The 12,028-nt window shown below is 33.0% G+C and carries 9 protein-coding genes; all 9 read left to right on the top strand.

Annotated features, from left to right (window positions below; translation table 11 throughout):
- The first annotated feature begins 255 nt into the window (after positions 1-255).
- The 9 genes from ACFDSN_RS09995 to ACFDSN_RS09955 all read left to right on the top strand — a co-directional run bounded on the left by ACFDSN_RS09995 (position 256) and on the right by ACFDSN_RS09955 (position 11,433).
- Positions 256-1,545, top strand: a complete 1,290-nt coding sequence (locus ACFDSN_RS09995) for a phage integrase SAM-like domain-containing protein (RefSeq protein ID WP_375239709.1) — start codon at positions 256-258, stop codon at positions 1,543-1,545.
- A gap of 456 nt (positions 1,546-2,001) precedes the next feature.
- Positions 2,002-2,280 (top strand): helix-turn-helix domain-containing protein, encoded by a 279-nt coding sequence (locus ACFDSN_RS09990; RefSeq protein ID WP_375239708.1) that lies wholly within the window; start codon positions 2,002-2,004, stop codon positions 2,278-2,280.
- 5 nt (positions 2,281-2,285) lie between these two features.
- Positions 2,286-4,385, top strand: coding sequence for a BT4734/BF3469 family protein (locus ACFDSN_RS09985; protein ID WP_375239707.1), 2,100 nt, complete (start codon positions 2,286-2,288; stop codon positions 4,383-4,385).
- A gap of 370 nt (positions 4,386-4,755) precedes the next feature.
- On the top strand, positions 4,756-6,063 hold the full coding sequence (locus ACFDSN_RS09980) for an FAD-dependent oxidoreductase (RefSeq protein WP_375239706.1): 1,308 nt from the start codon (positions 4,756-4,758) through the stop codon (positions 6,061-6,063).
- Between the two features lie 212 nt (positions 6,064-6,275).
- Positions 6,276-6,884 (top strand): acetolactate decarboxylase, encoded by a 609-nt coding sequence (locus tag ACFDSN_RS09975; protein WP_375239705.1) that lies wholly within the window; start codon positions 6,276-6,278, stop codon positions 6,882-6,884.
- A 240-nt stretch (positions 6,885-7,124) separates the two neighbouring features.
- On the top strand, positions 7,125-8,471 hold the full coding sequence (locus ACFDSN_RS09970; protein ID WP_375239704.1) for a cytochrome ubiquinol oxidase subunit I: 1,347 nt from the start codon (positions 7,125-7,127) through the stop codon (positions 8,469-8,471).
- A 10-nt stretch (positions 8,472-8,481) separates the two neighbouring features.
- The gene (cydB, locus tag ACFDSN_RS09965) at positions 8,482-9,519 is read left to right on the top strand and encodes a cytochrome d ubiquinol oxidase subunit II (protein ID WP_375239703.1); all 1,038 of its coding nucleotides are present in this window, start codon (positions 8,482-8,484) and stop codon (positions 9,517-9,519) included.
- Positions 9,520-9,600: 81 nt separating this feature from the next.
- Entirely contained in the window at positions 9,601-10,926 is a 1,326-nt protein-coding gene (locus tag ACFDSN_RS09960) for a hypothetical protein (protein WP_375239702.1), read from the top strand.
- Between the two features lie 132 nt (positions 10,927-11,058).
- Positions 11,059-11,433 carry a DUF6691 family protein gene (locus ACFDSN_RS09955; RefSeq protein WP_375239710.1) on the top strand — a complete coding sequence of 125 codons (375 nt, stop codon included), beginning with the start codon at positions 11,059-11,061 and terminating at the stop codon, positions 11,431-11,433.
- Positions 11,434-12,028: the final 595 nt, after the last annotated feature.

The raw sequence follows: 12,028 nt of genomic DNA, 5'->3' as shown, positions 1-12,028 counted from the left end.
ATTCCCAAAAATAAAAAATTATTCTTGGGAATAAAATAGTGGAGACGCCGAGACTTGAATAGCTCTTTTAGGGTGTGCTTACAAACCCTTTAAAATCAGTGATTCCTTAATATTTTCAACCTATATATGATTTTTAAAAGGTTTTTAGAAGATGAATAGGATAGCATGAAGATGAATTAAATAGAGATAATGTTGACTAGATGTTGACTAGAATTTTTTTATCACTAAATTTGTTGTACTAAAACATGTTCTATTATGGCAACTGTAAAATTTCTACTTCAAAGTAAATCTGATAACGCACCTATATACTTAAGACTCTCTTTGGCGAGGAATAATACTTTTAAGAGGAAAACAACCCTAAGTATAAATCCTAAGAACTGGAGTGAAAAAAATTATCCAAAACAAACGACAGCTGAAAATAAAAACCTTGCTTCTGAACTAAGAAAATTAAGTGACTTTATTTTAGATCAAGTTAATGTAGCAAACTCTTTAGGAGTTTTAATTGATGGTAATTGGCTAAATTCTAAGATTGATTTTCATTTTAATAAGATTGATATTGTTTCACTTGATTACCTTACCGAATATGGTGAGCATTTTATAAAGAATCTAAAGTACAAGACAAATAACAAGTCTGAAAAGGTTGGGGTTTCTTTAGCTACCTCCAAGAAATACCAAACGATTGTGAATAAGCTAATTGCTTATGATGAGCATCGCAAAGTAAAAACAAAACTTACAGATGTTGATCTGAAATTCAGAATTGGTTTAATGAATTACTTTAAAACAGTTGATCGATTGAGTGATAATACTATTGGAAGATATTTGAAGTTTGTAAAGAGTATTTGTCTTGATGCAGAAAAAAACGGGTTTAAGGTCAGTGGTCAGCTTAAAAATTTTTTAGGGTTTTCTATAGAAGCGCCAAAAGTAATCCTGTCCTTGGATGAGATAGAGCAAATAAAACAGACTAATTTTGAAAGTGAGAATCATGAGATTGCTAGAGATTGGCTAGTCATTGGGTGCTTTACTGGGCAGAGGGTTTCTGATCTCTTAAGGATGAATACTAGTTTTATTCAAAGGATACAAAACTTTGATTTTATAGTGTTAACACAACAGAAAACAAAGAAGACTGTTCAAATTCCAATTCATTTTGAAGTGCAGGAAGTCTTAGACAAACGAGGAGGGGAGTTTCCTCCAATCTTTACGAATAATCTATTCAGCAGTATGGCGCTATTCAATCGTTACCTGAAACAGTTATGTAAATTATCTGGTATAGATTCAGTTGTAAAAGGAAACAGGTTCGATGAGACCCTTAAAAGATCTATTTTAGGAATGTATCCTAAATATGAGTTAGTGTCTTCACATATCTGTAGAAGGTCTTTTGCCTCAAACCATTATGCAACAGAATTATATCCTACTCCTATACTAATGAATATTACAGCACACAAGACAGAGCAGATGTTTTTGACTTATATAGGTAAAGAGCCAATTGATTACAGTGTTAAGTTGGCTAAAATTTGGCAAAAATTAGCAAAGGATTTAAAAAGTTAGCTGGTCGTTTTAACTGGTAAATAACTTTAGAATATGATGTCTGTAAGCACAAAGTTGATTTTTTGGAAACACTTTAGCTGTTATTTTATAGGATTGATTAACAGTTAGTTACTGAATACAAAAAACACAAACAATTGATTGTAAGTAATTTAACAAAGTTAATATTGTTAAGAATTAGTCCCTTTTTGTGAATAAGTAATCGCTTTTTTAGGTCATAATTTTTAAGACCTTTGTATCAGTAGATTACAATCATCAAGAATTATTTTCTACAAAAAAAAGAGCTACTAAAAAGTAACTCTTGATTTAATGTTGTTTAGACTTTTACCTGGAAGTTAGGTCTATAACTAATACAAATGTAATAGTTTTTTTTATAACTACAATCAATTGTGTTGAACTACAATTTTTCATCAGGACTTTTTAGGGCTTTAAAGTTTAACTTTTTTAATACCCGAAAGAATGAGTGAGATTAATTTAATTCAGTTAAAAACTGAAGATTTAAAAGCAATTTTTGGCCAAATAGTTAAGGCTGAATTTGAGAGTGTAAAAGAAAACATAAACAAAGAGCAGGTTACTCGCTATCTCTCTAGAAAAGATGTTTCAAAGATGCTTAACATACACATAACAAGTGTAGTTAATTGGAGTAAAAAAGGGATTCTAACTCCATATCAAATTGGCAACAGGGTTTATTACAGGTTGGTAGATATTGAAAATGCAATTATTAAACTAAAAAGATAATTGTGATGGATATAAATACAAACGTAAATCAAGGAGTTGCAAAAAAGTTTAATTTGTTCCAAAGCGTAAAAGATAATAGGGCGCTCACTGAAGTAAGTTTTGATGAAATTGTGGCAAAAGTAATAGGGAAAGAATTCAAGATGACTATTGATGCTATTTCAACTGCTGATAAAAAAAATCTTAGTACTTTAAAGTTGTCGCTTCCTGCTTTTGCTGTTAACGGAACGTTTCATGGAACAAGGGCAAATGATAATATAAAAGAGTATTCGCAGCTCATATCCTTAGACTATGATAAATTAGAGGATGCTCATGGTTTAAAGGCCAAGGTTCAGGAGTTAAATTGCACTCATGCAGCTTTTATAAGTCCATCTGGAAAAGGGGTAAAGGTTTTTATTAAGATCGATACTCAAAAAGAGTACCACGCTAAGGCTTATGAAAATGTTAAAAGGTATTATGATGATTATTTAAGTATTCCTTCCGATTCACAAGCGTCAGATATGGCAAGGTTATGTCTTCTGTCTCATGACCCCAATATTTTCTACAATAAGGAATCTGTTACTTTTTCAGCAGAGGAATCATTAAATCTAACGGTAGATGACTTTACTGAAAACTTAGATAGAGTTTATAAGTTTACAAGCAAGCATTTGACTTTTATGGATGGATCTAGAAACTCATTTGTCTTTCAGTTTTCATGTAATGCAAATAGGTATGGTATACCCATTGATCAGGTTATTAAGTATGCAGCTAAATTTATTCAAGATGATTTTCCCCTTTCTGAAATAGAAACAATTATAACAGGTGCTTACGGGAGGTATGCTTCTGAGTGGGGGAAATATACGACTAGTGAGCTGATTGTTCAAGATGACGAATGGTTGAGTGAAAGATTTCCGCCCAAAGTTTCTAATCAAGTTATTCTTAATCACCTGTCTGCTAATGTTGCAGTAAATGAATCGACAGGTTATATTTTTAGACTTATAGATGGAATTATAGATTTTAAGACCAAGCTAGCGGAGGGTGATTTCATTCTTAAGTTAAAGGATGCTGGTCTTAGTAATAGGAGTGATAGTGATTTTAGGAGAATCATAAACTCTGAATCGATTACCAAAATTACTCCGCTTAGTCTTTTTCTTCAGCGTTTAAATGGAGAGGTTTGGGATAAGGAGGATAGACTGAAGCCTCTCGTAGGTGCGATGAATTTATCAGGTGACTTTGACAGGAATTTAGATTTAATAACCCGCTGGCTTTGCACTGTCTATTCTTTTGCGATGCGAGGTAGTGATACTAAAATCCACTACAATAAATTTTCGAGGGTTGTTTTGATATTGTACAGTAAGGCTAGAGCACTTGGTAAGACCACTTTTTTTCATAAGCTTGGGATGTTAGATGAGGTTCAGAGTGCCACTGGAGCCTCAGGTTTGGACTTGTATAGTGAGTTTCAGGGAGAAGTTTCGAATGATCACTTAGAGCTTGCAAACCTTCGAGCAAATAAATTGTTTCTTCAGATAGATGATATAAACAATGTCATGATTAAGGACGAGGGAAAGCTAAGAAGTATTATTTCTCAAACACATACGAATAGGAGGAGAATGTATACTGAGCTAAATGTGACTTCTTTAAATCGAGCTAGCTTTGCAGGAACAACAAACCATAGAGAACTACTCAGAGATAAAGAGGAGAATAGGTATATGATTTTTGAGGTGGCAGAAAGAATGAATTTTGAGTCTTTAAATAATATAAAGTATATTCAGCTTTGGTCTCAGATTAGGAGTATGTGTTTCAGTGGAGTTGAAATTCCTCTATTTGAAACAAAGCAGTTAGAAACTATTTCAATTATGGGAAAAGACTATTTGTATGAAAGCATAGATGACGACTTTTTGAATGAGCTTTTTGAGTTTGATCCCGATGGACGACTTTCTTTTAGAGAGATTAATGATCATGTTTCTTCTTGTTTGGGTTTTTACATTAATCAGAGTAAGTTAGGCTCAGCATTGAAAAAACTTGCTCCATCAGGAGAGGATACAAAGATTAAAACAAATGGGAACAACAGATATCGTGTTAGAGAAAAAGATAACCCACTTTTAGGGCCTGTTGTTCTTGATTTTTAGGGTACAGGGTATACCCTTTTTTAAAAAAGTATATGTAAAACTAAAATATATATAAAATCTTTTTTGAAAAGGGGTGTCCCCTACCTTTTTACAAACACACATAAAATAGCTAATAGGAGCGACAAACGGATAGCCCCTAATCCGATTTTAGTAGGCTAAACAAAACAAAAGAATTCAAGCAGCTGCTATGAACTGATATTTAGTTTGCTAGGGGATTATTTAGTATGTTATGAGTACTAAATTTCTGAAGGCTTTTTATGGTCTGACTGTATACAAATACTATCACAAAAAATAGTCTTATGTAACTCAGGTTACATTAATTACAATTTTATTACTTTATTTTTACTGAATTAATAAATTATCGATACAAATGGCAACACATTATCAAGTTTTAATCATAGGAGGAGGAACAGCAGGTATTATGACAGCAGCTCAACTTCTAAAACAAAGGAAGTCTAACAGTATAGCTATAATAGAACCAGCAGATACGCATTACTACCAGCCAGCTTGGACACTAGTGGGTGCAGGTACTTATGATTATGATAAGACTGGTAGACCTATGTCGTCTATAATTCCTAAAGGTGCAAAATGGATAAAGGATAAAGCAAAAGGCTTTGATGCAGATAATAATACCGTACACACTGAAAAAAGCGGGGATATCACTTACGACTATCTTGTAGTTGCGCCTGGTCTTGCTTATGATTTTAGCTTAATCCCAGGACTAGGAGAAGCTATGGACAAAGGAGTGGTTTGTAGTAATTATACAGATCCAAAACATACCTGGGACGTTGTAAAAAACTTTAAAGGCGGTACTGCTCTTTTTACACAACCTGCAACACCTATTAAATGTGGTGGTGCTCCACAAAAAATAATGTACCTAGCAGAGAGTCACTGGGCAAAAAACAATATAAAATCAAATACTAAAGTAATTTTCGCAACAGCTGGAACAGTAATCTTTGGAACAAAAGAGATTGCTGAAACATTAATGGAGGTTGTTGATCGTAAAGACATCAACCTTAGATTTAACCATAAATTAGTTGAAGTGGATGGAGCAAACAAAATTGCTTGGTATGAGCTGACTAAAGACGTTAAAGCTGGAGGATGCGTAATTATGTCTGGGGATGACGATGGTAAGTATCTTGATGAAACATTTCAATACAATTATAAAGATGTAAAAGTGACTAAAAAAGATGGTCGTTACGGAATACATTATGATATGCTACATACCGCTCCTCCATCGGTTGCTCCTAAATTTGTAAAGGAGTCTAATCTTGTCAATGATGCTGGATGGCTCGATGTAGACCATCATACAATGCAACATAATAAGTACTCAAATATATTTAGTTTAGGAGACGTTGCCGCATTACCTACTGCTAAGACAGGAGCTGCTATACGAAAGCAAGTACCTATTGTAGTAGATAACTTAGTATTATTAATAAGCCAAAATAAAATCGGCTCAATGTCCTACAACGGTTACTCTTCTTGCCCGCTTGTAACAGACTATGGTAAAATGGTGCTAGCTGAATTTGATTATGCAGGAAAATTTACACCAGACCCAAAGTTGAAACAGCTTTTAATAAAAGATAGCTCTAAAGAGCACTGGAGATTATGGATGCTTAAAAAATATATGCTTCCTTATTTATACTGGAATAAGATGATGAAGGGGCAGAATGTCTAGATGCTATATCCATTTTATTAGTTAATTAAAAAAGAGATAAAACCCTGACAGTTTTATCTCTTTTTTGGAGTAAAATAAAATATTTAAAACCAGTTTAAATGATAAATAATAAAATAATGCTTGGGCTACTAGCTCTAGTCGTTTTGAGTTGCAATTCGACAAATAAGAAAACAGGCAAAAGTAATTACAATGACCTACTTATTGTCGGCGCAATGAAAAATGTAATGTGGAAGGGAGAATTAGGTAGCAGTATAAATCTTGACTCCATTTCTGATAAACAAGGATTATATGGAATTGGCCCTGAAAGTTATCTCACAGGCGAACTATTAATTAACAATGGTAAAAGTTATGTTTCAAGAGTAACTTCAGATTCTACTATGCTTGTTGAACAGAAATTTGATGTATTGGCACCTTTTTTTGTTTATGCTAACGTAAATAAATGGGAAGAAATTGAATTACCTCAAAGCATTAGAACAATTAAAGATGTAGAGAAATACATTGACGAAAAAACGATAAAAAACAAAAGACCTTTTGCTTTTAAGTTAATAGGGAATATTTCTAAAGCAGTTATACATATTCAAAACCTTCCTGAAGGAACTAAAGTTTCTTCGCCAGATGAAGCGCATCAAGTACAAACTAATTATGTTCTAAAAAATGAGGACGTAGAAGTTATAGGTTTTTTCTCCACAGAGCACAAAGGAGTCTTTACACATCACGATTCCTATATCCATTTGCATCTCATTACAAAGGATGAACAAAAAATGGGGCATTTAGACGAGCTAGAAATCAATGCTATGAAATTATATTTACCAAAAGAATAAAATTACCAAGCAGTATTTAACTACTCAACCAAGTTTGCTTTTTTTATATAGAAATTTAATAAACAGGTAATTAATTTAGAGCTAAATGATTAAGAAAACAAAAATAAAACTGAAATACTATTTTAAAAGCCACCTAGGTTACACAAAGAAAAAAAAGAAAAAAAATATTGCTATATGTAACCTGTGTTACTCATAGAAGTGGGTTATATTTTAACTTTGTTAATAAAATATTTTACAATTATGGATACAGAAATTCTTGCTAGAATTCAGTTTGCTTTCACCATTGCTTTTCATTATATATACCCACCTCTAAGTATCGGTATAGGTTTGATAATGGTTATAATGGAAGGGATGTATTTAAAGACTGGGAACAAACATTACGAGGTGTTAACTCGTTTTTGGTTAAAAATATTTGCCATCACCTTTGGTATTGGAGTCGCTACAGGTATTATAATGGAGTTTGAGTTCGGTACTAACTGGTCTGTTTACTCAAGGTATGTAGGCGATATTTTTGGAAGTGCTTTAGCTGCTGAAGGTTTATTCGCATTCGGTTTAGAGAGTGCCTTTTTAGGCGTGTTACTATTTGGTTGGAATAGAGTTTCTCCAAAAGTTCACTTTATATCTACAATAGGCGTGTTTTTAGGATCGATGTTTTCGGCAGTATGGATTGTTGTAGCTAATAGTTGGCAGCAAACGCCTTCAGGTTATCATATCGTGGGAGAAGGCTTTAATGCAAGAGCAGAAGTTACAGATTTCTGGGAAATGGTCTTTAATCCTTCCAGTGTTGATAGAATTATACACGTATGGCAAGGTGCCTTTCTAGCAGGTGCATTTTTAGTATTAAGTGTACACGCTTATTACCTTTTAAAAGGACGATACGTAGAGATATCTAAAAAAGCATTTAAAATAGCGCTAGGCTTAGCAACTATAATTTCATTAACGCAACTACTTTCAGGACACAGTTCTGCAGAAGTCGTTGCTGAACATCAGCCAGCAAAATTAGCCGCGATGGAAGGACATTATGATGCTAAAGGAGCAGCAGATATGTATTTATTTGGTTGGGTAGATGATGATTCACAAGAAGTTACAGGACTTAAATTACCTGGTGGTTTATCCTTTTTATTACATCAAGATTTTGATGAACCTGTTACAGGTTTAAACGCATTTCCAAAAGAAGACAGACCAGGCCAAGTAAATGCAGTGTTTCAATTCTATCATATTATGGTAAGCATTGGTATGTTTTTGATAGGACTCACATTATACGCTAGTTTTCTATGGTGGCGTGGAACACTATTTGATAAAAAATGGCTACTCAAGATTTTTGCATTCTCTGTGCTTTTACCTCAAATAGCAAATCAAGTAGGTTGGTTTGCTGCAGAAATGGGACGTCAACCTTGGATAGTATATGGTCACTTAAGAACCAATGAGGGCTTCTCCCAAGAGGTGTCCTCTAATCAAATTCTATTTTCATTAATATTATTTTTAGTAGTGTACACGATACTTTTCCTTTTGTTTATTTATTCTGTAAACAAAAAGATTAAACACGGTCCGTATGACGAAGCTGAAAATCCATTAGAAATTATTTAATAAAATGAATATGGAATATTTTTTAGGTATAGATTACCCAACACTTTGGTTTTTAGTTGTTGGTTTATTATTCTCTGGTTACGCTATTTTAGAAGGCTTTGATTATGGTGCTGGAGCGTGGCATTTATTCTTTAGAAAAGATTTAAGTAGACGTATTGCAATAAATGCCATTGGCCCTTTATGGGATGCAAATCAAGTATGGCTAGTTATAGGAGGTGGCGCATTATTTGCTGGTTTTCCAGTAATGTATGCTACAATGTTGTCATCTATGTATGTACCATTTATGCTTTTTTTAATGTTGTTAGTATTGCGTTCATCAGCTATTAAGTTTAGAAGTGCCGAAGAAATGTTGTGGTGGCGTAAGACTTGGGATATCATTTATTTTGTATCTAATGTATTGATATCATTCTTATTAGGAGTTGTTTTGGCTAATATCCTACAAGGACTTGAAATAGGGGAAAACTTAAGCTATAAAGGAGGTATGTTTTTTGCATTTTTAAATCCTTATGCTATTATGGTAGGGTTGACAACTGTGTCGCTTTTTATGACACAAGGTGCTATCTTTTTATTACTAAAGACAGAGGGTCGTTTACACGCAAGATTAACGTTTTTGCTTAAAAAAGGAATGATTTTTTTCATTGTTAGTTTTGCAGCAACATCCCTATACACTCTTGTATTTCTACCTGGTGTTACAGATAGGTTTAAAGAAAACTCTATATTTTTTATAGTTCCTGTTCTAGCATTTTTAGCAGTTGCAAATGTCCCTAGGTTGATTTCAAAGAAAAAATATGGAACTGCCTTAATTTTCTCATCATTAACAATGGCATTTCTATTAATGTTAGTGGCAGTTCAATTATATCCAGTTTTACTACCATCATCGATAGATCCAAAATATAGTGTTACTATTTATAACGCAGCAGCATCTCAAAAATCTTTGGGTATTATGCTTACTATCGTTCTTATTGGAGCGCCTCTTTTAGGTGGCTATTTCTTGTTTTTATATAAAACATTCCACGGTAAAGTAAAATTAGATGATACTAGTTATTAGCTGTTTTTTTTAAGATAAAGGGTACTTTTACGCTTTCGCGAAAGCATAAAAATTATACACATAATACAATACACACATACAATGAAAACAAATATCATTCTTGGCATTTTTACAACACTTTTTCTAGCCAGCTGTAGCTCATCTAGACAAGAACAGTTTACAATTCAAATAGAACCATTTTCTATTAACGAAGCGCCTGGGATTCAATCCTACTCATTAGGTAAGGCTAGTGATGGTAAGTGGCTAATATTAGGTGGTCGCATAGATGGACTTCATAAGAGAAGACCCTTTGAAGCTTTTTTAAAGAAAGAAAATAATACTTCAGTATTTGTAATAGACCCAGAAACAAATAAAACTTGGGAAACTGATTTAAGCGTTTTACCAGCTTCTATTTTTGAACAATTACAGTCTGCAAATCAAGAATTTCAACAAAGAGATAACACGCTCTATGTAATAGGGGGCTATGGTTACAGTGATACTAAAGGCGATCATACAACATACCCAAATTTAACAGCAATAAACGTTGATGGGCTTTCTAAAGCTGTTATAGAAGGTTCTAATATTTCTAGTTACTTTAGGCAGATATCAGACTCTAACTTTGCAGTAACAGGAGGACAACTAGGTTTATTAAACGATACTTTTTATTTGTGTGGCGGACAATATTTTGAAGGGAGATATAATCCAATGGGACCAGACCACGGACCTGGATTTACGCAAGAATACACCAATGAAATAAAAAAGTTTAAAATAGAAGATGACGGTATTAATTTATCAATTAGTGACTATTCGGCAGAAAAAGACTCTCAAAACCTTCATAGAAGAGATTATAATATGGTACCGCAGATTTTCCCAGATTTAACAAAAGGCTTTACAATGTTTAGTGGTGTTTTTCAATATGACGCCAACATTCCTTGGCTAAATACTATTGATGTTACTGCATCTGGTTTTAAGGTTAATGATGATTTTAATCAATACCTAAGTCAATATCACAGTGCTAAAGTACCAATTTATAATGTACAAACTAGCGAAATGATGACTGTCTTTTTTGGTGGTTTAAGTCAGTATCAATTTGATGAAGGAGGTGAATTAGTTAAAAATGACGAAGTACCTTTTGTAAAAACCATAAGTATGGTTGTCAGAAATAAAGACGGTTCGATGGTAGAAAAAGATTTAGGTATAAAAATGCCAGCCTTTTTAGGGTCTGGAGCTGAATTCATTCCATTATCAAACGAAGCTATCTATTTAGAGAATGAAATTGTCAACTTGAATAGTTTAAAACAAGAAAAAACTTTAATTGGTTACATATATGGAGGTATTGAAAGTTCTGAAGAAAATATTTTCTTTAAAAATAATGGAACCCAAAGTAAAGCTAGCAATCAAGCCTTTAAAGTTTATTTAACTAAGTAGAACAGTTCTATGTATCAGGATTAAGCGATCTACAATTACCATCTTTAATTGCTGTAATAGGCTTCTTTATAGGAGGTCTAACATTGATTCATTTTCTTTTCCCTTTAATATTCTAAAAAAAAGAGAACACTTATATATTTATTTATCGGAATCCTTTTTGGAATCACAATGTTTAAATCTGAGGCTGCTTCGTGGTTTCGTATTTATGAAATGTTCAAATTTGACTCATTTCATATGTATGGTATTATAGGTTCAGCTTTAGTAATCTGTATCATAGTAGTGCAATCGATTAAGCGATTTAAAATTAAATCTTTCTATGGTGAAAACATACACTTTTACCCAAAGTCGAGAAGCTTTAGTCGCTATATGTTTGGCGGAATTATATTTGGTTTAGGTTGGGCACTAGCAGGTGCTTGTCCAGGACCTATGTTTACTCTAGTTGGTTCTGGATATTTACCTATTTTAATTGTAATATTTGCTTCTGTCCTGCGACATTCATTTGCTTAACATTGCATAGATAAAAATTTGAATTTAAGATACTTACAGAATATGCTTCTGCTATATTATCGCTTACTTTGCTTATAAAATCTATCATTTACAAATTCTTAACGTTTTCATTCATATTAGGGTTTACTTTGGTTAGCTTTTTTGAAAGATCAATTTAGTGAAAATCTGAAAATAAAAAAGGCCATGTTCAGCCCAATGTTAGAAAGTTATTAACGCCTCTTTGAAGCCTATTGGTTTACTAGATATATAGATATCTTACCCTATATATACATTTCAGAGAAAACTCCTCAAAAGGAAACCGATCTTAAAAAGTATATGGGGGTATTGGAAAAGTAAAATAAGGTGGGATTTTTGGCGTTTTTTTAGAATTCTCTAAGTTCTGGGTATTCAAGTGAAATATAGTATATTGTAAGAGTGTAATATAGCTATTGCATCTGAGGAGTGGTCGTTGAAAATCAAGAGGTATTTTTGTTTTGTTGACTAATGGTTGACTAAAAAAAACCTCAACAAATTGATTAACAATGAGTTGAGGTGTTGTTTGGTGGAGACGCCGAGAATCGAACTCGGGTCCAAACAAGCAGCAAAAAAGCTTTCT

The sequence above is a fragment of the Aurantibacter sp. genome, from assembly GCF_042094015.1.
In the GTDB taxonomy this organism is placed as follows: Bacteria; Bacteroidota; Bacteroidia; order Flavobacteriales; family Flavobacteriaceae; genus Aurantibacter.
The sequence above is the reverse complement of the archived record's forward strand: the minus strand, read 5'-3'. Positions and strand labels throughout refer to the sequence as shown.

Coding starts and splice junctions, on each gene's coding strand:
- ACFDSN_RS09995 (WP_375239709.1), top strand. CDS start 256: ATGGCAACTGTAAAATTTCTACTTCAAAGTAAATCTGATAACGCACCT.
- ACFDSN_RS09990 (WP_375239708.1), top strand. CDS start 2,002: ATGAGTGAGATTAATTTAATTCAGTTAAAAACTGAAGATTTAAAAGCA.
- ACFDSN_RS09985 (WP_375239707.1), top strand. CDS start 2,286: ATGGATATAAATACAAACGTAAATCAAGGAGTTGCAAAAAAGTTTAAT.
- ACFDSN_RS09980 (WP_375239706.1), top strand. CDS start 4,756: ATGGCAACACATTATCAAGTTTTAATCATAGGAGGAGGAACAGCAGGT.
- ACFDSN_RS09975 (WP_375239705.1), top strand. CDS start 6,276: ATGAAAAATGTAATGTGGAAGGGAGAATTAGGTAGCAGTATAAATCTT.
- ACFDSN_RS09970 (WP_375239704.1), top strand. CDS start 7,125: ATGGATACAGAAATTCTTGCTAGAATTCAGTTTGCTTTCACCATTGCT.
- cydB (WP_375239703.1), top strand. CDS start 8,482: ATGGAATATTTTTTAGGTATAGATTACCCAACACTTTGGTTTTTAGTT.
- ACFDSN_RS09960 (WP_375239702.1), top strand. CDS start 9,601: ATGAAAACAAATATCATTCTTGGCATTTTTACAACACTTTTTCTAGCC.